The 21,595-nt window shown below is 70.1% G+C and carries 21 protein-coding genes and 1 tRNA gene; 15 read left to right on the top strand and 7 right to left on the bottom strand.

Annotated elements, in window-relative coordinates:
- Nucleotides 1–32: 32 nt before the first annotated feature.
- From IM697_RS01530 to IM697_RS01495, 8 genes are all read left to right on the top strand, one after another.
- Entirely contained in the window at nt 33–770 is a 738-nt protein-coding gene (locus IM697_RS01530) for a YcnI family copper-binding membrane protein (protein ID WP_194043955.1), read from the top strand.
- 96 nt (nt 771–866) lie between these two features.
- Nucleotides 867–1,520 (top strand): SCO family protein, encoded by a 654-nt coding sequence (locus IM697_RS01525; protein WP_194043953.1) that lies wholly within the window; start codon nt 867–869, stop codon nt 1,518–1,520.
- Entirely contained in the window at nt 1,517–1,963 is a 447-nt protein-coding gene (locus IM697_RS01520) for a copper chaperone PCu(A)C (protein ID WP_194043951.1), read from the top strand. The genes IM697_RS01525 and IM697_RS01520 overlap by 4 nt, the downstream gene beginning before the upstream one ends.
- A 13-nt stretch (nt 1,964–1,976) precedes the next feature.
- Nucleotides 1,977–3,959, top strand: a complete 1,983-nt coding sequence (locus tag IM697_RS01515; protein ID WP_194043948.1) for a copper resistance CopC/CopD family protein — start codon at nt 1,977–1,979, stop codon at nt 3,957–3,959.
- 7 nt (nt 3,960–3,966) lie between these two features.
- Nucleotides 3,967–5,310, top strand: a complete 1,344-nt coding sequence (gene efeB, locus IM697_RS01510; protein WP_194043946.1) for an iron uptake transporter deferrochelatase/peroxidase subunit — start codon at nt 3,967–3,969, stop codon at nt 5,308–5,310.
- A gap of 117 nt (nt 5,311–5,427) precedes the next feature.
- Complete coding sequence (pheA, locus tag IM697_RS01505) at nt 5,428–6,354, top strand: prephenate dehydratase (protein WP_194043944.1); 927 nt, start codon at nt 5,428–5,430, stop codon at nt 6,352–6,354.
- A 532-nt stretch (nt 6,355–6,886) separates the two neighbouring features.
- Complete coding sequence (gene serS / locus IM697_RS01500) at nt 6,887–8,164, top strand: serine--tRNA ligase (protein WP_194043943.1); 1,278 nt, start codon at nt 6,887–6,889, stop codon at nt 8,162–8,164.
- Entirely contained in the window at nt 8,161–8,979 is an 819-nt protein-coding gene (locus tag IM697_RS01495) for an HAD family hydrolase (protein WP_194043941.1), read from the top strand. Before serS ends, IM697_RS01495 begins: the two co-directional genes overlap by 4 nt.
- A gap of 208 nt (nt 8,980–9,187) precedes the next feature.
- Here IM697_RS01495 and IM697_RS01490 read toward each other — a convergent pair.
- From IM697_RS01490 to IM697_RS01465, 6 genes are all read right to left on the bottom strand, one after another.
- Nucleotides 9,188–9,289, bottom strand: a tRNA-OTHER gene (locus tag IM697_RS01490).
- Between the two features lie 276 nt (nt 9,290–9,565).
- Nucleotides 9,566–9,769: an SGM_3592 family protein gene (locus IM697_RS01485; RefSeq protein ID WP_190071078.1), complete on the bottom strand. Its 204-nt coding sequence runs from the start codon at nt 9,767–9,769 to the stop codon at nt 9,566–9,568.
- 150 nt (nt 9,770–9,919) lie between these two features.
- On the bottom strand, nt 9,920–10,639 hold the full coding sequence (locus tag IM697_RS01480; RefSeq protein ID WP_194043939.1) for an ABC transporter permease subunit: 720 nt from the start codon (nt 10,637–10,639) through the stop codon (nt 9,920–9,922).
- A 10-nt stretch (nt 10,640–10,649) separates the two neighbouring features.
- The gene (locus IM697_RS01475; RefSeq protein WP_194043937.1) at nt 10,650–11,561 is read right to left on the bottom strand and encodes an ABC transporter ATP-binding protein; all 912 of its coding nucleotides are present in this window, start codon (nt 11,559–11,561) and stop codon (nt 10,650–10,652) included.
- Nucleotides 11,558–12,475, bottom strand: a complete 918-nt coding sequence (locus IM697_RS01470) for an ABC transporter permease subunit (protein WP_194043935.1) — start codon at nt 12,473–12,475, stop codon at nt 11,558–11,560. Before IM697_RS01470 ends, IM697_RS01475 begins: the two co-directional genes overlap by 4 nt.
- Nucleotides 12,465–13,454, bottom strand: a complete 990-nt coding sequence (locus IM697_RS01465) for an ABC transporter ATP-binding protein (RefSeq protein ID WP_194049540.1) — start codon at nt 13,452–13,454, stop codon at nt 12,465–12,467. The genes IM697_RS01470 and IM697_RS01465 overlap by 11 nt, the downstream gene beginning before the upstream one ends.
- A gap of 223 nt (nt 13,455–13,677) precedes the next feature.
- On the opposite strand from IM697_RS01465, the gene IM697_RS01460 reads away from it, so the two are divergent.
- The 7 genes from IM697_RS01460 to IM697_RS01430 all read left to right on the top strand — a co-directional run bounded on the left by IM697_RS01460 (nt 13,678) and on the right by IM697_RS01430 (nt 20,484).
- Nucleotides 13,678–14,520: a M24 family metallopeptidase gene (locus IM697_RS01460; protein WP_194043934.1), complete on the top strand. Its 843-nt coding sequence runs from the start codon at nt 13,678–13,680 to the stop codon at nt 14,518–14,520.
- A 2-nt stretch (nt 14,521–14,522) separates the two neighbouring features.
- Entirely contained in the window at nt 14,523–16,280 is a 1,758-nt protein-coding gene (locus IM697_RS01455) for an SDR family oxidoreductase (protein ID WP_194043932.1), read from the top strand.
- A 58-nt stretch (nt 16,281–16,338) separates the two neighbouring features.
- Complete coding sequence (locus IM697_RS01450) at nt 16,339–17,292, top strand: MerR family transcriptional regulator (RefSeq protein ID WP_194043930.1); 954 nt, start codon at nt 16,339–16,341, stop codon at nt 17,290–17,292.
- 121 nt (nt 17,293–17,413) lie between these two features.
- The gene (locus IM697_RS01445) at nt 17,414–17,962 is read left to right on the top strand and encodes an RNA 2'-phosphotransferase (protein ID WP_194043928.1); all 549 of its coding nucleotides are present in this window, start codon (nt 17,414–17,416) and stop codon (nt 17,960–17,962) included.
- A gap of 115 nt (nt 17,963–18,077) precedes the next feature.
- Complete coding sequence (locus tag IM697_RS01440; RefSeq protein ID WP_228044457.1) at nt 18,078–18,524, top strand: hypothetical protein; 447 nt, start codon at nt 18,078–18,080, stop codon at nt 18,522–18,524.
- A gap of 41 nt (nt 18,525–18,565) precedes the next feature.
- A complete protein-coding gene (locus IM697_RS01435; protein ID WP_194043924.1) occupies nt 18,566–19,468 on the top strand; it encodes an LLM class flavin-dependent oxidoreductase in 903 nt (300 codons plus the stop codon).
- Nucleotides 19,469–19,596: 128 nt separating this feature from the next.
- On the top strand, nt 19,597–20,484 hold the full coding sequence (locus IM697_RS01430) for a Cof-type HAD-IIB family hydrolase (RefSeq protein WP_194043922.1): 888 nt from the start codon (nt 19,597–19,599) through the stop codon (nt 20,482–20,484).
- Between the two features lie 15 nt (nt 20,485–20,499).
- On the opposite strand, the gene IM697_RS01425 is transcribed toward IM697_RS01430, so the two are convergent.
- Nucleotides 20,500–21,564, bottom strand: coding sequence for a M23 family metallopeptidase (locus IM697_RS01425; protein ID WP_194043920.1), 1,065 nt, complete (start codon nt 21,562–21,564; stop codon nt 20,500–20,502).
- Nucleotides 21,565–21,595 lie beyond the last annotated feature (31 nt).

Below are 21,595 nucleotides of genomic sequence, written 5' to 3'. Positions count from 1 at the left end.
TCCGAATCTCATTCACAGTGGAGTGCTCCGAAATGAAGGCCTCTCGTATCGCCGCCGTGGGCGCCCTCGCCGGCACGACCGTGCTCGCCCTGTCCGTCCCCGCCTTCGCCCACGTCGGCGTGCAGCCCGAGGGCACGGCGGCCAAGGGCGGCTACGCGGTCGTCGACTTCAAGGTGCCCAACGAGCGCGACAACGCCTCGACCACCAAGCTCGAGGTCACCTTCCCGACCGACCACCCGCTGGCCTCCGCCATGCCGGAGCCGATGCCCGGCTGGAAGATCGAGGTCACCAAGTCCAAGCTCGACAAGCCGATCGAGCTGCACGGCGAGAAGATCTCCGAGGCGGTCTCCAAGATCACCTGGACCGCCGACGGCAAGGGCATCGAGCCGGGCTACTTCGAGAAGTTCCCGGTCTCCATCGGCCAGCTTCCCGAGAACACCGACGAACTCGTCTTCAAGGCGATCCAGACCTACTCCAACAAGGAGGTCGTGCGCTGGATCGAGGTCCCGCAGGAGGGCCAGGACGAGCCCGAGAACCCGGCGCCGGTGCTCGCACTGTCCGCCGCCGAGGACGGCCACCACGGCTCGTCCTCCTCCGACAAGGCCTCCGACTCCGACGATGCCGAGGCCGCCTCCGCCAAGACCGACGCCGCCGAGCCGGCCGACAGCAGCGACACCACCGCCCGCGTCCTGGGCGTGGTCGGCATCGTCGTCGGCGCGCTGGGCGTGGCGTACGGCGTGCTCGCCGGCCGTCGGCGCACCGAGGCCTGACGGCCCTCCGGTTCACGGCGCGCGCCGGGGCACGTCCCCGGTGCGCGCCGGATCACTCACAACTGGGACATCGTTCTATGCGTAAGAAGACTCGTCATGCGTAAGAAGACCTTCGCCGCGGCCGCACTGCTCGCCGCCGCCACCCTGACCCTCTCCGCCTGCGGCAACGGCGACGACGGCGCCTCGCCGGTGACCGTGGTCTCCGAGGAGGCCGATGCGGACAAGGCCGCCATCGTCCTCGACAAGCCGTTCGAGAAGCCGGATCTGGTGCTCACCGACACCAGCGGCAAGAAGTACGACCTCCGCAAGGAGACCCAGGGCAAGCCGACGCTGATCTACTTCGGCTACACCAACTGCCCCGACGTCTGCCCGCTGACGATGAACAACATCGCCGTCGCCAAGAAGCAGCTGCCCAAGGCCGAGCAGGACGAGCTGCGCGTCGTGTTCGTCACCACCGACCCCGAGCGCGACACCGCCGCCGCGCTCGGCAAGTGGCTCAAGGGCATCGACCCGCAGGTCGTCGGCCTGACCGGGGACTTCGACACCATCCAGGCCGGCGCCCGCACCCTCGGTATCTCCATCGAGCCGCCGCACAAGGACAAGAACGGCAAGATGGTCTCCACGCACGGCACCCAGGTCGTCGCGTTCTCGCCGAAGAACGACGCCGGGTACGTCCTCTACACCGAGGACGCCACCGTCGACGACTACACCAAGGATCTCCCCAAGCTGATCAAGGGGGAGAAGCCGTGAGGCGCCTCGCCCCGGTGGCCGTCGCGCTGACCGGAGCCCTGGCCCTCGCGGGCTGCGGCTCCGAGGACTCCAAGGCCGACGTGTCCGTCAGCGGCGCCTACATGCCGCAGCCCGTCTCCGACTCCATGGCGGCCGGCTTCCTGACCGTCACCAACGAGGGCGGTACGAAGGACGAGTTGACCTCCGTCACCAGCGACGTCGGCGAGGTCACCGCGCACGAGACGGTCGGTTCGTCGATGCGGGAGGCCACGGACCTCGCCGTCCCCGCGCACGGTCGACTGGTGTTCAAGAGCGGCGGCAACCATCTGATGTTCGAGAACCTGAAGCGAAAGCCGAAGCAGGGCGAGAAGGTGACCGTGCGGCTCCACTTCGCCGAGTCCGGCACGGTCACGGTCGCGATGCCGGTGAAGTCCGCGACGTACACCCCGAAGACCGGGCACTGAGGGAGAGATCGCCTTGACCCAGACCATCGCCCCCCGCGTGCGGACCCTGGTGCTGCTGCTCCTGGCCGCCACCGGCCTGCTCCTCGCCGGTGCCGGGCCGGTCTCCGCGCATGCTGCGCTGACCGGCAGCGACCCCCGGCAGGGGGCGGTGGTCGAGAAGGCCCCGACGCAGATCTCGCTGACCTTCTCCGAGAAGGTCGCCGTGTCCGACGACTCCCTGCGGGTGCTCGACCCCAAGGGCGAGCGTGTCGACAAGGGCGACCCGGCCAACCTCAGCGGCACGGCCTACGCCGTGAAACTCGACCCCGGCCTGCCCGACGGCACGTACACCGTCTCCTACCAGGTGGTGTCCGCGGACAGCCATCCCGTCGCCGGCGCCTACACCTTCTCCATCGGCGCCCCCTCCCAGACCTCCGTCTCCGTCTCCGACCAGACGGCGGGTGGCGGGGTCGTCGGCACGCTCTACGGCTTCGGGCGGTACGTGTCGTACGCCGGCTACATCGTCATGATCGGCGGCGCCGCCTTCGTGCTCGCCTGCTGGCAGCGCGGGGCGGGTGTGCGGGTGCTGCAGCGGCTCACCGTCTCCGGCTGGCTGGCCCTGACCTCCGCCACGCTCGGCCTGCTGCTCCTGCGCGGCTCGTACACCGGCAGCGGCAAGGCCGGCGACATCTTCGACCTGGACCTGCTCGGGCAGGTGCTGCAGACCAAGACGGGCGCGGCGCTGGTGTCCCGGCTGCTGCTGCTCGCCGCGGCGGCACTGTTCATCGCGGTGCTGTTCGGGGCGTACGAGAAGCGGGAGGACGAGGAGAAGCGGGACCTGACCTTCGGGCTCGCCATCGGCGGGACCGTGGTCGCGGCGGGGCTCGCGGCGAGCTGGGCGATGTCCGAGCACGCCTCGACCGGTCTCCAGACCGGGATCGCGATGCCCGTCGACGTCGTCCACCTGATGGCCGTCGCGAGCTGGCTCGGCGGACTCGCCGCACTGCTCGTCGCCCTCTACTGGGCGCCCGCGGACACCGCGGTCGACGCGCCCGCCGTACGACGGTTCTCGCGCGTCGCGTTCGGCAGTGTGCTCGCGCTGGTCGCGACCGGGATCTACCAGTCGTGGCGGCAGCTCGGCTCCTGGTCGGCGTTCACCGACACGCGATACGGGCAGTTGCTGCTGGTCAAGATCGGGCTCGTGGTGCTGCTGGTGGGGATCGCGGGGATCTCGCGGCGGTGGACGGCCCGGCTGGCCGAGGCGGTCGTGGTGAAGCCCCGGGAGGAAGAGGGGGCGAGCGAGGGCGAGAAGGAGCATGCCGCGGCGCGGGCCGGTGCCGGTGCCTCCGAGTCGACGGCTGATGCGGGTGCCGGGGCCGGTCCCGGTTCTGGATCGGGGAAGCAGGGCGCCGCCGCGTCCGACCAGGAGGGCGGCGATTCCGAGCGCGCCGCGCAGCTCGCCCGGCAGCAGGCCGCGAGGGACACGGCGCGGCAGAAGCAGCAGCGGGACGCCGACCCGAACCGGTTCGGACTGCGCCGCTCGGTGCTGGCCGAGGCGGGTGTCGCGGTGGTCCTGCTCGCCGTCACCACCATGCTGACCTCGACCGAACCGGGGCGTACGGAGGAGCAGGCCAAGGCGGCCACGGCGGCCTCGTCCGCGGACGCGTCGGCCGCCGGGGCGCTGACCCTGGACATGTCCTTCGACACCGGCGGAGAGGACGGCAAGGGCGTCGTGCGGGTCGATCTCGATCCCGCGCGCGTGGGCGGCAACGAGATGCACGTCTATGTGCAGCGCCCCAATGGCCGCGCCTTCGACATCCCCGAGGTGAAGGTCGCCTTCACTCTCGAGTCCCAGGACATCGGGCCGCTGCCCGTCGTTCCCGACCACATCTCCACCGGACACTGGTCGGCGAACGGAGTGCAGATCCCCGTGGCCGGCGAATGGAAGATCGCCGTGACCGTACGGACCTCCGACGTCGACCAGACCACCGTCTCCAAGAACGCGCAGATCGGCTGACCGCACCATGTCTGACCAGTCCATCCCGGAGGCCCGTACCCCCGAGACCCCCGACGCCCCCAAGACTCCCGGGAAGGCGCTCAAGGGCGAGACCGCACTTAATGGCGGTCTTCCCAAGAGCGCCGGCGGCAAGGAGGGCATGTCGCGACGTCGGCTGCTCGGAACCGCCGGTGCCACCGGGCTGGTGCTCGGTGCGGCCGGCGGGGCCGTGGGATATGCCGCGCGGCCGGCCGAGGCGACGCCGCTCGCCTCGCTGGGAGCCGATCAGGTGATGTTTCACGGGAAACATCAGCCCGGCATCCTCCAGGGCCTCCAGGCACGCGGCCACGTCATCGCCTTCGACCTGGCGGCGGGTGCCGGACGCAAGGAGGCGGCGGCGCTGCTGCGCCGCTGGTCGGAGACAGCACGGCGGCTGATGGCGGGCGAGGCGGCCAAGGAGGACGACACGGATGTCGCCCGCGACGCCGGGCCGTCCTCGCTGACGATCACCTTCGGCTTCGGATACAGCTTCTTCGCGCGCACCGGCCTGGAGAAGCAGCGCCCCGTCTCCCTGGACCCGCTGCCCGACTTCTCCTCCGACCAGCTCGACAAGGCACGCAGCAACGGCGATCTGTGGGTGCAGATCGGCGCCAATGACGCCCTGGTCGCCTTCCACGCCCTGCGCGCGATCCAGAAGGACGCGGGGCAGGCGGCCAAGGTGCGCTGGCAGATGAACGGCTTCAACCGCTCGCCGGGTGCCACCGCGCACCCGATGACGGCCCGCAACCTGATGGGCCAGATGGACGGCACGCGCAATCCGAAGCCATCGGAGGCCGACTTCGACCAGCGGATCTTCGTGCCCGAGTCCGGTTCGAAGGACCCGGCTTGGATGGCGAACGGCTCCTACGCCGTCGTACGCCGCATCCGCATGCTCCTCGACGACTGGGAGCAGCTCTCGGTCAAGGAGCAGGAGGACGTCATCGGACGCCGCAAGTCCGACGGGGCGCCGCTGTCGGGGGGCACCGAGACGACCGAGATGGATCTGGAGAAGACGGACAAGGCCGGGAACCTGATCGTCCCCATCAACGCCCACGCGCGCATCACCCGGCCCGACCAGAACGGCGGCGCGGCGATGCTGCGGCGCCCCTTCTCATTCCACGACGGCATCGACGCGGACGGCGTGCCCGACGCGGGCCTCCTCTTCATCTGCTGGCAGGCCGACCCGCTGCGCGGCTTCGTCACCGTCCAGCGCAAGCTCGACCGGGGCGACGCGCTGTCGAAGTACATCCGGCACGAGGCGAGCGGACTGTTCGCGGTGCCGGGCGGGGCGGCCAAGGGGGAGTACGTGGGGCAGCGGTTGCTGGAGGGGTGAGGGTGACGAGAGGGTCGTACGGGTTGTGCACTCGTGTACGACGGTGAGGGCGTCTCGGGGGCGGCGCGCGGTCAAGAGGCGTGCGCCGCCCTTCGCAAGGCCCATTAGGGTGAGGTCATGCCAGCGAGCTACGCCTATCTCGGCCCCGAAGGCACCTTCACCGAGGCCGCCCTGCGCACCCTTCCCGAGGCCGCGACCCGGGAGCTGATCCCCTACGTGTCCGTGCAGTCCGCGCTGGACGCGGTGCGCGCCGGCGAGGCCGAGGGCGCGTTCGTGCCGATCGAGAACTCCGTCGAGGGCGGCATCACGACCACGCTCGACGAGCTGGTCGCGGGCGCGCCGCTGATGATCTACCGCGAGGTGCTGCTGTCGATCACCTTCGCGCTGCTGGTCAGGCCGGGCACGAAGCTGTCGGACATCAAGACCGTCTCGGCGCATCCGGCCGCCCAGCCCCAGGTGCGCAACTGGCTCAGGAACAACCTCCCCGACGCCCAGTGGGAGTCGGCCGCCTCGAACGCGGACGCCGCCCGACTGGTCCAGGAGGGCCAGTACGACGCGGCCTTCGCGGGCGAGTTCGCCGCCGCGATGTACGGCCTGGAGGCGCTGGAGACCGGCATCCACGACGCGGAGAACGCCCAGACCCGCTTCGTACTGGTGGGCCGGCCGGCCCGGCCCGCGGCACCGTCCGGCGCGGACAAGACGTCCGTCGTGCTGTGGCAGCGTGACGACCATCCCGGCGGCCTGCGCGACCTTCTGGGCGAGTTCGCCACCCGCGGCATCAACCTGATGCTGCTCCAGTCCCGGCCGACCGGCGCGGGCATCGGCAACTACTGCTTCTGCATCGACGCCGAGGGCCATATCTCCGACCGCCGGGTGGCCGAGGCGCTGATGGGGCTCAAGCGGATCTGCCTGGAGGTGCGCTTCCTGGGCTCGTATCCGCGCGCGGACATGAAGGCGGCGGATGTGCGGCTGCCGGGGACGTCGGACGAGGAGTTCGTCTCGGCGGCGGACTGGGTGGCGCGCTGCCAGGACGGGCGGTTCTGAGGGCCGGGGCCGGCCATCCCTATCAGCCGATTGTTGTTATCCACAGGAGTTATCCACAGGTCCTCTTCTCGACCTGGGGACAAGTCGACAAGCAGGTGCGACCCTGTCGACAAATCGTCCTCCGGGATGCTTCGCCGTCCACCGGCCCGCAAGTCACCCTTCGTCCACTCTTTTCCTTTGGGCAATCCTTTGGGGCGACCGGTTTCCACTCAAAAGTGCGGATGGAACGGGTTTGTCCTGGGAATCCTCGACTTGATCGACGCGTTACGGAGTGATCAATTCCGACGTCCACAGTCCATCCACACACCCTGTGGATAACTCTTCGGAGGCTGGGGATTCCTGTGGACAACCAAGGCCCAAGTCCCGTTCTCCACAAGGGATTCGAGTCAACCGGCCGCCTCGCGCCTTAGCCGTTCCAGGGAGTGGGACATCTTTTGTTGACACATCCAGCAATTGCCTCATAACGGAACGTAAGCCGCAGTTCGGAATAGTGAGTCGTGGGCTGTCACCCCACCCCGGTAGCCTTGAGCGCGTGATTGACCTTCGCCTGCTCCGTGAGGACCCCGACCGAGTGCGCGCCTCGCAGCGCGCCCGTGGAGAGGACGTCGCGCTCGTCGACGCCCTCCTGTCTGCCGACGAGCGGCGCAGGTCGTCCGGCGTCCGCTTCGACGAGCTCCGTGCCGAGCAGAAGCAGCTCGGCAAGCTGATCCCCAAGGCCGCGGGGGACGAGAAGGCCGAGCTGCTGAAGAAGGCGAGCCAGCTGGCCGCCGACGTCAAGACGGCCGACGCCGAGCGCGACGCGGCCGACGCCGAGACCCAGGAGCTGCTTCTGCGGCTCGGCAACCTCGTCCACCCCGACGTCCCGGTCGGCGGCGAGGAGGACTTCGTCACGCTGGAGACGCACGGCGAGATCCGCGACTTCTCGGCCGAGGGCTTCGAGCCGAAGGACCACCTGGAGCTCGGCACCCTCCTCGGCGCGATCGACGTCGAGCGCGGCGCGAAGGTGTCCGGCTCGCGCTTCTACTTCCTCACCGGCGTCGGCGCCCTGCTGGAGCTGGCCCTGGTCAACGCGGCGATGGCCCAGGCCACGGCGGCCGGCTTCACACCGATGCTGACCCCGGCGCTGGTCCGCCCCCAGTCGATGGCCGGCACCGGCTTCCTCGGCCAGGCCGCGCAGGACGTCTACCACCTCGACAACGACGACCTCTACCTGGTCGGCACTTCCGAGGTCCCGCTCGCCGCGTACCACATGGACGAGATCCTCGACGCCGACAAGCTCCCGCTGCGCTACGCGGGCTTCTCGCCCTGCTTCCGCCGCGAGGCCGGCTCGCACGGCAAGGACACCCGGGGCATCTTCCGGGTGCACCAGTTCGACAAGGTCGAGATGTTCTCCTATGTCGCTCCCGAGGACTCGCAGGCCGAGCACCAGCGCCTGCTGGAGTGGGAGAAGCAGTGGCTGACGTCGCTGGAGCTGCCGTTCCGGGTCATCGACGTCGCCTCCGCCGACCTCGGCTCCTCGGCCTCCCGCAAGTTCGACTGCGAGGCGTGGATCCCGACGCAGGGCAAGTACCGCGAGCTGACCTCGACCTCGGACTGCACCGAGTTCCAGTCCCGGCGGCTGTCGATCCGCGTGCGTGAGGACAAGAAGGTGCGCCCGCTGGCGACCCTCAACGGCACGCTGTGCGCCGTGCCCCGCACCATCGTGGCGATCCTGGAGAACCACCAGCAGGCCGACGGCTCCGTCCGGGTTCCCGAGGTGCTGCGCCCGTACCTGGGCGGCCGGGAGGTCCTGGAGCCGGTCGCGAAGTGAGTGCCGCGTCTCCCTCCGGGGGGTTCCCCTACAGGCTGATCGCGACCGACCTCGACGGAACGCTCCTGCGCTCCGACGAGTCGGTCTCGCAGCGCACCCGTGACGCCCTCACCGCGGCCACCGAGGCCGGTGCCGCGCACATCGTCGTCACGGGCCGCGCGGTCCCCTGGACCCGGCACATCCTCGACGACCTCGGCTACCGGGGCCTCGCCGTCTGCGGCCAGGGCGCGCAGGTGTACGACGCCGGCGAGCACCGGCTGCTGACCTCGGTGACCCTGGACCGGCAACTGGCGGGCGTGGCACTGGCCAAGATCGAGGCGGAGGTCGGGCCGCTGTTCCTCGCGGCTAGCCGCGACGGGCTGGACGGCGAGGTCATGGTGGGCCCCGGCTACGCGGTCACGGGCACGCTCCCGGCCACCCCGTTCACGGACGCGTCGGATCTGTGGACCGCCCCGCTGAACAAGATCTACATACAGCATCCGGACCTGACGGACGACGAGCTGACGGAAGCCGCCCGCCGCGCCGCAGGCGGCTTCGTCACGGTGGCCATGGCGGGCGAGGGCATCGTGGAACTGCTCCCCCTGGGCCTGTCCAAGGCGACCGGACTCTCGCTTGCGGCCCGCCGACTGGGTGTGAAGGCGGCGGACACCATCGCCTTCGGCGACATGCCCAACGACATCCCGATGTTCGCCTGGGCGGCGAGGGGCGTGGCCATGGCCAACGCCCACGAGGAGCTCAAGGCGGTGGCGGACGAGGTGACGGCCTCCCATGAGGAGGACGGGATCGCGGTGGTGCTGGAGCGGTTGCTGGGCTGACGTCGGCCGACGGCCGGTGCAGCCATTGCCGCGGGCAGTCGTGCCGCTGGGGCGATGGAGGTCCCCCGCTCGAGCGAAGCCGAGGGTGGGCGCGGGCGGCACCCCACCGGCGCCGGGCTGCGCACCCGACCTCTCAGCCACAGCGCCGGGCTCTTCTCAACGCGCCCCAAGCCCTGCAACTCGGCCCAGCCACAGAGGCGACGTCTCGCGGAGGATGCACGGATCGAACGTGCGCGGGGTCGCCCCCGACCACGGCTGCTCCTGATCAAACACAGCGCAGACCGGTGCCTTGCCACTCGGCCAATCCTCCGGGTGGGCGACCCACGCGAGAGCGACATCGCGTGCTCGAAGCGGCCGCCCCGGGCAGCTCCGTGTGCGGAGCGGGCTCGACGGTGGGGTAACTACACCGGAGCCTGCCGCGGGCTGCCCTGATGGGAGCTGGACGTACTGCCGTGCATGGACATCGTCCTGCTCCTCTCCCAGAACGCGGCGCCGGCCTCAACCGGCGTCTTCGACACAACCATGGTGCATGTACGGCGAGTTGGGCGCCACTGATTAAAACACCCGGAAAGACGTCACAAGCCCCTTACCGGCGCCGCCACTTGCGCCGGCGCCCCTTGCTGAAGAACCACCCCGCCGGCGGCTCGTCCGAGCGCCACGGCTGCGGCTCGGGCTCCTCACGGCGCCAGCGCGCGGCCAGCATCCGGGCCCGGGCGGACGGCTCCGACGTCTCGGCGGACCGTATGAAGTCCTCGTCCAGGACGAGGTCGTCGTCCCAATCGTCTGCCATCCCCGTTCCTCTCCGTCTCTCAGCGTCCTTCAGCCGAACGTCCTTCTCAGTCGGACTTCCCCTTTTGCCCAGTGTGCCTGGACAGTGGTGAAGCCGCCGTCAAGAGCGGGCCCGGTGAAGGGCCCGCTCCCTTACATCTCACCGGCGCCCTTACTCCTCACCGGCCAGCGTCAGCGACCGCAGCTTCTGTCCCGCGTACCAGGTCGCGAGGACGGTGACCACCGCCAGCAACACCGTCGCCGTGGGCAGTGCCACGTCCGACGTCACCATGTCCCCGCCGGCGACCTTCTGCGCCACCGCCAGCGCCCACTGCTGAACGCTCAGCGTGCGCGCACCGGACACCAGGGAGCCGAACAGGGCCTCCCAGACGAGCGCGTAGACCAGCCCGAAGACCACCGCGTGCCGGGACACCGTGCCCAGCAGCAGGAAGATCGCGGCGTAGGCGATGGAGGCGACCAGCGCGGCCACCGTGTAGGCGACGGCGATCTGCTGGCCGTTGCCATTCAGGATGTAGCCCGCGATGAAGGTGGGCAGCGCCGAGAACACCATGGTCACGGCGATCGCCACGATCAGCTTGGTGAAGATGATCGTCGGCCGTTTCACCGGCTTGGACAGCAGATACACCACCGAGCCGTCGTCGATCTCCGGCCCGATCGCGCCGGTGCCGGCGATGACGCCGATGATCGGCACCATGGTGGCCAGCGCCAGCCCGCCGAGCAGATCCGAGGCGGTCTGGTCGTCGGCTCCGGCGAGCGCGCGCACCACCACGGAGATCGCGATGAGCAGCAGCGGAAGCGCGCTCAGGATGAGGGCCCGGCGGCGGCCGAGCAGGGCTCGATAAGTGAGCCGGGCGACTGTGGGGTCGTACATCTTCGGCCTCCTACGCCGCGACCAGATACGAGAAGACGGACTCGAGGGACTCGTCGGACGGCGAGACCGTGAGCAGACGGATGCCCTGGTCACGCGCCACCTTCGGCAGCAGGGCGGTGAAGCGGCCGAAGTCGACGGCCTGGATGTGCAGCGCGCCCTCGGTCAGATCGACCTCGATGCCGGACGTCGACGGGTCGGCGATCAGCGCGGCCGCGAGGGCGCGGTCGTCGCTGGAGCGCACCAGGTAGCGGTGCGGCCGGTCGGTCATCAGTCGGCGGATCTTGCGGAAGTCACCGCTGGCCGCGTGCCGTCCCGCGACCACCACCTCGATGTGCCAGGCGAGTTGCTCGACCTCTTCGAGGATGTGGGAGGAGAACAGCACCGTGCGCCCCTCGTCGCCCATCCGCCGCAGCAGGTCCATCAGCTGCATGCGCTGGCGCGGGTCCATGCCGTTGAAGGGCTCGTCGAGCAGGAGCAGCGAGGGGTCGTGGACGAGGGCGCTCGCCATCTTCACACGCTGGCGCATGCCCTTGGAGTACGTCTGGATCTTGCGGTCCTGGGCGTACTCCATCTCGACCGTGGCCAGGGCCTTCTGGGCGGCCTTGGCGCCCAGTCCGTGCAACTCGGCGTTGGCGACGACGAATTCGCGGCCGGTGAGGAAGTCGTACATCGCCTCGCGCTCGGGGACGATGCCGATGTGCCGGTAGATCGCCTCGTTGCGCCAGACCGGCTGGCCGTCGAGGGTGACCGTGCCGGTGGAGGGGGCCAGGAAGCCGCCCATCATGTTGATCAGGGTGGACTTCCCGGCGCCGTTGGGGCCGAGCAGGCCGGTGACACCGGGGCCGATCGTCATGGTGATGTCGTTGACGGCGACCACGTTGCCGAACCAGCGGGAGACGTGGTCGATCGAGAGCGTGGTCACAGTCCGACCTTTCGGTAGCGGCGCATCAGCAGGCCGTAGGACGCGGCGATGAGGCCGAGGGCGACGAGGACGTAGACCGCGCCTTCCCCGTTGTTCGGCCCGACTCCACCGGGGAAGGCGGACGAGGCGCCCAGGAAGGCGGACTGCACACCGTCGATGAGCGTGACCGGCGAGAACAGGCCGATCCAGGGGATGGCGCTCGAGCTGTTCTGCACCTCGGCGATGGCCTGGAGGGTGGACACCGCTCCGTAGGAGATGGTCATCACGGCGATCACGGCGGCGATGCCGAAGCCGCGGCGCGGGGTGACCGAGGCGATGACGAGGCCGATGCCGGCGAACAGCAGCGAGAGCAGTGCCACGGAGACGAGTCCCTGTGCGAACCCCTTGGTCTGGTCGGCGAAGTCGAGCTTGGCCAGCAGCGCGCCCACATAGAGCACCAGCAGCGGGGCCGCGGTGAGGATGAACAGCGCGGAGGCCAGCGCCGCGAACTTCGCCCGGACGTAGTCGGCGGTCTCGATGGGCCGCGAGAAGTACAGCGGCACGGTCTTGAAACGCAGGTCTCGGGAGACGGACTGGGGTGCCTGCGAGGCGACGTACAGGCTGATCACGGCCTGCATGATGATCGCGTAGCGCGTGTAGTCGACGGGCAGGTCGTTGGCCTTGGTGGCGACCGCGACGGCGACCATGATGGCCGCGGGCACGCACATCACCACGAACAGCAGCATCGGCAGCACCTTGGACTTCACCGAGCGGCCGAGGCCGTAGGCGCCGCGCAGGGACTGCGAGTACAGGGACCGGGTGGCGTAGGAGCGGCCGAGGCGGGGGCCGTCGTAGGTGCGGTAGCCGATGTTGTGGATGCGGGTCTGGTCGCCCGACTGTGCGACTGGTGTCCGCGTGGGCTGCTCAACTGCCATGACCGACCGCCTCCTTCCGCTGTGCTTCGGTGCTCTGCTCGCTGCCCTGATCGCTGTCCGTGAAGACCTCCGAGATGTGGTGCCGGCGCTGCTCCATGCGCACCAGGCCGAGGCCGAGGTCGGCGACCACGTCGCGCACCAGGTCGTAGGTCTCGTCGCCCTGCGCGGTGAGCAGCAGGATGTGGCCGGCGCCGGGGAGGCCACCGCTGCCGTCCAGGACTTCCACCCCGCGCGCGTGGAGCGCGTCGCGCACCGCGCGGGTGCCGTCCGGGTGGTCGTCGGTGTCGGTGACCTCGATGGCGAGGGTCGTGGTGGTCTGGGTGAAGTCGGTGGTGGAGCTGGAGCGCAGGAGCTTGCCGCCGTCGATGATGACGACGTGGTCGCAGGTGCGCTCCAGCTCGCCCAGCAGATGGGAGGTGACCAGGACCGAGATGCCGAAGTCCGTGTGGATACGGCGGATCAGGCCGAGCATCTCGTCGCGGCCGACCGGGTCGAGGCCGTTGGTCGGCTCGTCCAGGAAGACCAGCTCCGGGTCGTGCACCAGGGCCTGCGCCAGCTTCACGCGCTGCTTCATGCCGGTCGAGTAGCCGCCGATGGGGCGGTAGCGCTCCTCGTACAGACCGACGTGGCGCAGCGTGTCCGCGGTGCGCTCACGCGCGGCGGTGGGCGGGAGGCCGGACATGCGGGCCATGTGCACGACGAACTCGGTGGCCGAGACGTCGGGCGGCAGACAGTCGTGCTCCGGCATATACCCGACGCGCTCACGGATGGCGCCGCCCTTGGTGGCGACGTCGAGTCCGAGCACTTCGGCGCGGCCCTCGGTGGCGGGGGACAGACCCAGCAGGATCTTGATCAGTGTGGACTTGCCGGCTCCATTGGCTCCGACGAGTCCGGTCACACCGGGCCCGACGTCCACGGAGAGCCGGTCAAGCGCGGTCACCCTCGGGAACCGCTTGCTCAGGCTTTCGGTCGCGATCACAGTCACGCTTCGAAGGTAGTGACGCGGACCACGCCGGTCGTCACCCCGCAGAGCTGTCTTGGGGTCAGACTCCAGGACTACGGGACCCTAGGGGTCACCCTGAAGTCGAGTTTTCCACAGCCCACGGCAGCCCTATTGACGCAGCCTCTAACAACTGTCACATTCGCCAGTGTCAAGTTACGGGCACGTAGCGCAGTCGGCGTGGACGAAGTGGGGCGGTGGCATGACTACGGCGGTGACACGCGGACTCTCCCCGGAGCTGCGTGGGTTCAGGCAGGTCCAGCGGCTGGCGTACGAGTGCGCGGAGGCGGTCGCGGCGCGGCTGGAGCCGGGGATCACCGAGCGTGAGGCGGCGCGCATGCAGCGCGAGTGGCTGCGTGAGCGCGGGGTGCGGGACTGGTTCCATCTGCCCTTCGCCTGGTTCGGGGACCGCACGGCGTTCGTGAACTTCCGCATACCGCTGCAGTTCTTCCCCACCAACCGCCGCCTGGCGCCCGGGATGCCGTTCATCCTGGACATGGCCCCGGTGTACGACGGCTACACGGCCGACATCGGCTACTCGGGCTCGCTCGGCATCAACCCGGTGCAGGACAAGCTGATGGCCGATCTGGAGGTACACCGGGAGCTGATCCTGCGCGAGGTGCGCGAGCGGCGGCCGCTGCGGGAGATCTACGAGGACGTGGACCGGCTCATGGTCCGCCAGGGCTACGCCAACCGGCACCGCGCCTATCCCTTCGGCGTGATCGCGCACAAGGTCGACCGGGTGCGGCAGCGCCGCTGGTCGGCGCATCTCTTCGGGTTCGGCACCCAGTCCCTGAAGGGCCTGGCGAGCGACGCGCTGCACGGCCATCGCGAGGGCTGGTCCCCGCTGTGGTCGCCGTACCGCTTCTCCGACCATCCGCCGCAGCCGGGCCTGTGGGCGGTCGAACCCCACCTCGGCTTCCGGGGTACGGGCGCGAAGTTCGAGGAGATCCTGGTCGTCACCGACTCCGCGGATCCCGAACAGAGCGCCTTCTGGCTGGACGACGATCTGCCGCATGTGCGGCGCTGGGCGGAGGAGAGGTGACGGTGGCTCTTCAGGGCGCGCGTGAGCGCAGGGTGCGGACCGGCGGGATCGAGCTGTGCGTCGCCGAGCTGGGCGAGGTCGGGCAGCCGACGGTGATCCTGGTGCACGGCTATCCGGACAGCAAGGAGGTGTGGTCCGAGGTCGCGCCGCGGCTGGCCGACCGCTTCCATGTCGTGCTGTACGACGTCCGGGGCCATGGCCGGTCGACGGCACCGAAGCCGCTGCGGGGCGGGTTCACGCTGGAGAAGCTGACGGACGACTTCCTGGCCGTCGCGGACGCGGTCAGCCCGGACCGGCCCGTGCATCTGGTGGGGCACGACTGGGGCTCGGTGCAGGCCTGGGAGTTCACCACGGTCAAGCGCACCGAGGGCCGGATCGCGTCCTTCACATCGATGTCCGGACCGTCCCTGGACCACTTCGGCCACTGGATCAGCCGCCGCCTGAAGCGCCCCACTCCGCGCCGGGTAGGCCAACTCCTCGGCCAGGGCGCCAAGTCCTGGTACGTCTACGCGCTGCACACGCCCGTACTGCCCGAACTGGCCTGGCGCGGCCCTCTGGGCAAACACTGGCCGCGCATCCTGGAGCGCGTGGAGAGGGTCCCCGGCGGCGGCTACCCGACGTCGTCCCTGCCGACGGACGCGGCGCACGGGGCGTGGCTGTACCGGGACAACGTACGGGCCCGGCTGCGCCGTCCGCGCGCGGACGCCTACGCACACGCGCCCGTGCAGCTCATCACGCCCCTGGGTGACGCGTTCCTGTCGGAACGGCTCTACGACGAACTGGAGCTGTGGGTTCCGCAGTTGACCCGGCGCACGCTGCCGGCGAAGCACTGGATACCGCGTTCGCGCCCCGACCAACTGGTGGGGTGGATCACGGAGTTCGTGACGTCCGTGGAGGGCGGGCGGCCGGAAGGGGTGACGGCGACCGGGAAGTACGCCGATCGCTTCGGCGGGCAGCTCGTCCTGGTCACCGGCGCGGGCAGCGGCATCGGACGGGCGACGGCGTACGCGTTCGCCGAGGCCGGCGCGCGCGTGGTGGCCGTCGACCGGGACGCCGAGGCCGCGGCCCGCACCGCCGAGATGTCCCGGCTGATCGGCGCCCCCGAGGCCTGGGCCGAGACGGTCGACGTCTCCGACGAGCAGGCCATGGAGAAGCTCGCCGTGAAGGTCGCCGAAGAGTACGGCGTGGTGGACGTCCTGGTGAACAACGCCGGGATCGGTCTGTCGGGCTCCTTCTTCGACACCACACCGGAGGACTGGAAGAAGGTCCTCGACGTCAATCTCTGGGGCGTGATCCACGGCTGCCGGCTCTTCGGCAAGCAGATGGCCGAGCGCGGGCAGGGCGGCCACATCGTCAACACCGCGTCGGCGGCGGCGTACCAGCCCTCCAAGGCGCTGCCCGCCTACAGCACCTCCAAGGCGGCCGTACTGATGCTGAGCGAGTGCCTGCGCGCGGAGCTGGCCGGGCAGGGCATCGGCGTGACCGCGATCTGCCCGGGCCTCGTCAACACCAACATCACCTCGACCGCGCACTTCGCCGGTGTCGACGCCGAGGAGGAGAAGCGGCGCCAGAAGAAGTCCGCGCGGCTGTACGGGCTGCGCAACTATCCGCCGGAGAAGGTCGCCGACGCGATCCTGCGGGCGGTGGTGCGCGGTGAGGCCGTGGTGCCGGTGACGCCGGAGGCGCACGGGGCGTATCTGATGTCGCGGTTCACGCCGAGGGCGCTGCGCAGGATCGCGCGGTTGGAGCCACCGCTGTGAGTGCGGCGGGAGGCACGGGTGCGGGTGGAGCCACCGCTGTGGGTACGGAGCGACGGCTTTGAGTTCGGCCGACGGGCCGGCCCCGTCCGCGTACCGGATCGAGGACCTCGCTCACCGCAGCGGTGCCACCGTCCGCACCATCCGCGCCTACCAGGACCGGGGCCTGCTCCCCCGCCCCGAACGCCGTGGCCGCGCCAACGTCTACTCGGACACCCATCTCGTCCGCCTGCGCCAGATCGCCGATCTCCTCGACCGCGGCTACACCCTGGCCTCCATCAAGGAGCTCCTGGAGGCCTGGGACGCCGGCCGCGGTCTGGGCGGGGTGCTCGGCCTGGCTGCCGAGGTGGACGGGCCGTGGACCGACGAGGAGGCGGTGCGGATCTCACGCGCCGAGCTGAACGAGCGCTTCGGAGGCCCCCCGGACGACGCGGCCGTGGCGGAGGCGGTGGAGCTCGGCGTACTGGAGCCGGTCCCCGACGACGCGGACGTCTTCGTGGTGCCGAGCCCTCAAGAGCTGGCCGTGGCGGTCGAGTTGCACGCGGCCGGGGTGCCGCTGTCCGCGATCTCAGGTCACCTAAGGGAGTTGAGGGGACAGGTCGAGCACATCGCCGCGCGCTTCCTGGAGTTCACCACCGAGCACGTGTTCGCCCGCTACCTCGACGGACCGCATCGCCCGACGGAGGCGGAGGCGGCCGAAGCGGCCTCTCTCGTACGACGGCTGCGCCCGCTCGCCCAGCACACGATGGACGCGGAACTCGCCCGTGCGATGCGCCGGTTGGCGGTGCGACACCTGCGCCGGCACCTGGGCGCGGCCGAGGAGCCGGATCCCCGTAAAAGTTCTCGAAATGTACCGATCCCCGCGGAGACAATGCGGGCTGTCGAGGCCCTGGTTGGTCGGGAGCAGGCTGCGGCGTTCATCGCGCTGGCGGCTGAACGGGAGCTGCGGGCCCGGTCCTTGGACCGGCTCGCCGCAAATCACAGCTCATCAGCTGATCTTGACGAAACCCCTTGAGGCGGCGGCTCGTTGTCCACAGAATCGCCAATTCCCCTGTGGATAACCGCACTTGGTTGTGGATCAAACATCGGAAGCGAAATCGTTCGCGTGATTCGTGTCGCTCCCGCAGTCTGGTGGCATGGACGAAAGACGCACCGTGAAGGTGTCGAAGTATCTCTCGAAGCACCTGCGTCACCGACCCGAGCGCATCGGGCTGACGCTCGACGAGGGCGGCTGGATCGAGATCGACACGCTCATCGCCGCCGCGGCCGCGCATGGATTCAGGTTCACCCGGGACGAGCTGGACCATGTGGTCGCCGCCAACGACAAGAAGCGCTTCGCGATCGAGGGCACGCGGATCCGCGCCAGCCAGGGGCACAGCATCGATGTCGACCTCGGACTGCCCCCGGCGACGCCGCCGCCGTACCTCTACCACGGCACCGTGGCCCGCAATCTGGACGCGATCCGCAGCGCCGGCCTCCGGGCCATGAACAGGCACGACGTGCACCTCTCGGCCGACCGCGAGACCGCGACCCGGGTCGGCGCCCGGCGCGGCCGCCCGGTGGTGCTCTCCGTGGACACCGGAGCCATGCACCGGGACGGCCACGTCTTCCACGTCAGCGCGAACGGGGTGTGGCTGACGAAGGCGGTACCGCCGGAGTACCTGCGCTTTCCCGGTTCAGATTGATTCCCGACTCGCGCTGATTCCCGACTCGCGCTGATTCCCCACTCGCACTGATCGCCCGTCCGGGAGTCGCGCCTTCTCCGTGTCGAACCGGGCCGCTTCCGGCATGATCGGTGGTATGGACCAATTCCCCACCACCGAAGCCGCCGTCACCGCACTCCGCGCTCTCGCCGCCGAATACGGCCGTGAGATCGAGGTGAGCCACGACATCGGCGCCGACCAGACCTCCCGCCGCAGCGCCGCGGGCGTCGGCGTCACCACGGACCCGGACGGCTCGCTGCCCCATGAGGCATACGTCGAGCTGGGCGGTTCGCCCCGGGTGAGCGTGCGGATCTTCCCGGAGGACGACGCGCTGATCACTGTCGAGGGCGTCGAATGCCCCGATGTCCGGCGCGACGACGTACCCGCCTTCCTGCGCTCCCTCTTCGACGGCCTCGCCCATGTCAAGGCGCGCCGCTTCCCGCCGGGCTACTTCCTGATCGTGCCGCTGCCCGGCGACCGTACCCACCGGGAGTTCATGCCGATGCTCAGCCTCAGCCCGTGGCTGAGCAGCCGCGTGCGGTGACTGTTTCACGTGAAACCCATTCGGCCGCATAGGCTCGACGCATGAGTTTGCGCCTGAGCACCGTGATCCTTCCGTACCGCCGCTGGTCCGAGGGAGGTCGCAAGGCATGGCAGCACGCGGAGCAGCTCGGCTTCCACACCGCGTACACCTACGACCACCTGTCCTGGCGCAGCTTCCGGGACGACCCCTGGTTCGGTGCCGTGCCGACGCTGACCGCCGCGGCGGCCGTCACCGATCAGCTGCGGCTGGGCACGCTGGTGACCTCGCCGAACTTCCGGCATCCGGTGACCCTCGCCAAGGAGCTGGTCTCCCTCGACGACATCTCGGACGGGCGGGTCACGCTCGGTATCGGCGCCGGCGGCACCGGCTTCGACGCCACCGCGCTCGGCCATGAGCCGTGGACCCCGCGCGAGCGTGCCGACCGGTTCGGCGAGTTCGTCACGCTGCTGGACCGGCTGCTGACCGAGGACTCGGTGTCGTACGAGGGCGACTTCTACTCGGCGCACGAGGCGCGCAACATCCCGGGCTGTGTGCAGCGTCCCCGGCTGCCCTTCGCGGTGGCCGCGACCGGGCCGCGCGGGCTGCGGCTGGCGGCGCAGTACGGGCAGGCCTGGGTGACCACGGGGGACAAGAAGGTGAACGACAGCGGCACCCCTGAGCAGGCGCTTCAAGCCATTCAAGGACAGGCCGAGAAGCTGGCCGACGCCTGCGCGGCGCTCGGCCGGGACATGGCCGGGCTCGACAAGGTTCTGCTCACCGGATTCACTCCGGACCGCGGCCGTCCGCTGGAGTCCCTCGATGCGTTCGTGGACTTCGCGGGGCGCTATCAGGAGCTCGGATTCACCGAGATCGTGGTCCACTGGCCGATTCCCGACTCGGACTTCGCGGCCGACGAGAAGGTCTTCGAGCAGATCGCCATGGACGCGGTGGCACAGCTGGGCTGAGGGGGGCGGCAGAGTGCGTCGGGGAGGTCGACAGCACTGGTGAAAGGGCTGTCGGCGGTGATCTCAGGGGCGGTTTCTCCTCAGGTGCCGCCTCAGATGTGCGGACTGCCGCACGGTCGTGCGGGCATATGCGGGAGAATGACCCGGTGACCTCAGCGATTCGACAGCCCCGGAACCCGGCCGCCGCAGTGCGCCCCCGGCTCATCGCCACTGACCTGGACGGCACCCTGCTGCGGGACGACAAGTCCGTCTCCCCGCGCACGGTCGCCGCGCTGGCCGCCGCCGAGGAGGCGGGCATCGAGGTGTTCTTCGTCACCGGCCGCCCGGCGCGCTGGATGGATGTCGTCAGTGACCACGTCCACGGTCACGGCCTCGCGATCTGCGGCAACGGCGCAGCGGTGGTCGACCTGCACGGTGGCCCCGGCGCCCACCGGTTCGTGAAGGTGCGGGAGCTGGCGCGGGAGAACGCGCTGGAGGCGGTGGGGCTGCTGCGTGAGGCGGCGCCGGGCACGGTGTACGCGGTGGAGCAGACGTACGGCTTCTACCAGGAGCCGGACTATCCCAAGCTGCACATGGAGATACCGGACGAGCTCGCGCCGGCCGAGGACCTCCTGGCGCCGGACGCGCCCGGCGCCGACGAGCCGGTGCTCAAGATCCTCAGCTACCACCCCACGCTCGACCCCGACGCCTTCCTCAACCTCGCCCGCCTCGCCATCGGCGACCGCGCCAACGTCACCCGCTCCAGCCCCAGCGCCCTGCTGGAGATCAGCGGCCCCGGCGTCTCCAAGGCCAGCACGCTGGCCCTGTGCTGCGCCGAGCGCGGTATCTCGCACGAGGAGGTCGTGGCCTTCGGGGACATGCCCAACGACGTCGAGATGCTGACGTGGGCGGGTCAGTCCTACGCGATGGGCAACGCACACCCGGATGTGATCGCCGCCGCGTCGGGCCGCACGGTCGCCAACAACGACGACGGGGTCGCGGTCGTGATCGAGCAGATCGTGGCGGAACGACGCTAGGGCCTCCGCCCGGGCCTACCCGAGTTGCACCCCCCGCTCCGTCAGCCACGGCACCGGGTCCACCGCCGATCCCATCTCCGGGGTGATCCGGGCCTCGAAGTGCAGATGCGGGCCGGTGGAGTTGCCGGTCGTGCCGGACTGGCCGATCCACTGCCCGGCGTCGACCCGCTCGCCCTGGTCGACGGCTACGGAGGCTAGGTGGGCGTACTGCGTGTAGTAGCCGTCCGTGTGCCCGACGACGACCTCCATGCCGAAGGCGCCTCCGCACGACACCTTGACCACGCGTCCGTCGCCGACCGCCCGCACCGGCGTGCCGATCGGCACCGCGAAGTCCTGCCCGGTGTGCCGGTTCGCCCAGCGCTGTCCGCCGCTGCCGAACGCGGCGGACAGCTCGTAGGACTTCAGCGGCGCGACCCAAGCGCTGGTGAACTTCTTCTGCTTCCGGTCGATCCGGACTGCACCGGGGCAGGAGCCGGCGGCCACTGAGGCGTCGGCCTGCCCCTGCAACTGCCACCGCGCCGCTTCGAGCTTCTCCTCGATGTCCCTCTTCAGCTCGGCGAGCTCGGCGTTGCGCTTCTCCAGCCTCCGCCACGCCGCCGCGGCCTTGGCCTCGTCCTTGACGAGCTGGGCCTCAGCACGACGGCTCTTCTCGATGGCGTTGTTGACCGCCATGTTCGTCTGCGAGAACACCTGCTGACCGCGCATCAGCTGCTCCGGGCTCGACGCGAGGATGAGCTGCGCGGTCAGCGGCATCCCGCCGCTGGTGCGGTACTGGGCCCGGGCGATCCGGCCCAGGTCCTCACGCAGCACGCCGATCTCCCGCCGCTCACGGTCGAGCAGCGCCTCGATCCGCTGCGCCTCCGCGCGCTGCCCCTCGGCCTCCTGCCGCCCCGTCTCATACCGCTCCGTCGCCCGCGCCGCGTCCGCGTAGAGCCGCACGACCTGCCCGCTCAGCCCCAGGTCGTCCCCGACCCCTATGTCCTCTCCGTCACCGACGGCGCCGGCGGGCCGGGCCATGAGCAGGGTGAGCGCACACAGCAGTGCCGGAACGACCAGGAACCGACGGCAATGTGAACGCATGCCAGCGATCCTGGCGTGCGGTGGGGCCGGG

The sequence above is a fragment of the Streptomyces ferrugineus genome, from assembly GCF_015160855.1.
Lineage (GTDB): Bacteria > Actinomycetota > Actinomycetes > Streptomycetales > Streptomycetaceae > Streptomyces > Streptomyces ferrugineus.
The sequence above is the reverse complement of the archived record's forward strand: the minus strand, read 5'-3'. Positions and strand labels throughout refer to the sequence as shown.

Bases quoted from the DNA above. Each gene is read 5' to 3' on its own strand.
- IM697_RS01530 (WP_194043955.1), top strand. From the start codon at position 33: ATGAAGGCCTCTCGTATCGCCGCCGTGGGCGCCCTCGCCGGCACGACC.
- IM697_RS01525 (WP_194043953.1), top strand. From the start codon at position 867: ATGCGTAAGAAGACCTTCGCCGCGGCCGCACTGCTCGCCGCCGCCACC.
- efeB (WP_194043946.1), top strand. From the start codon at position 3,967: ATGTCTGACCAGTCCATCCCGGAGGCCCGTACCCCCGAGACCCCCGAC.
- pheA (WP_194043944.1), top strand. From the start codon at position 5,428: ATGCCAGCGAGCTACGCCTATCTCGGCCCCGAAGGCACCTTCACCGAG.
- IM697_RS01485 (WP_190071078.1), bottom strand. From the start codon at position 9,769: ATGGCAGACGATTGGGACGACGACCTCGTCCTGGACGAGGACTTCATA.
- IM697_RS01480 (WP_194043939.1), bottom strand. From the start codon at position 10,639: ATGTACGACCCCACAGTCGCCCGGCTCACTTATCGAGCCCTGCTCGGC.
- IM697_RS01470 (WP_194043935.1), bottom strand. From the start codon at position 12,475: ATGGCAGTTGAGCAGCCCACGCGGACACCAGTCGCACAGTCGGGCGAC.
- IM697_RS01460 (WP_194043934.1), top strand. From the start codon at position 13,678: ATGACTACGGCGGTGACACGCGGACTCTCCCCGGAGCTGCGTGGGTTC.
- IM697_RS01445 (WP_194043928.1), top strand. From the start codon at position 17,414: ATGGACGAAAGACGCACCGTGAAGGTGTCGAAGTATCTCTCGAAGCAC.
- IM697_RS01440 (WP_228044457.1), top strand. From the start codon at position 18,078: ATGGACCAATTCCCCACCACCGAAGCCGCCGTCACCGCACTCCGCGCT.
- IM697_RS01435 (WP_194043924.1), top strand. From the start codon at position 18,566: ATGAGTTTGCGCCTGAGCACCGTGATCCTTCCGTACCGCCGCTGGTCC.
- IM697_RS01430 (WP_194043922.1), top strand. From the start codon at position 19,597: ATGCGGGAGAATGACCCGGTGACCTCAGCGATTCGACAGCCCCGGAAC.
- IM697_RS01425 (WP_194043920.1), bottom strand. From the start codon at position 21,564: ATGCGTTCACATTGCCGTCGGTTCCTGGTCGTTCCGGCACTGCTGTGT.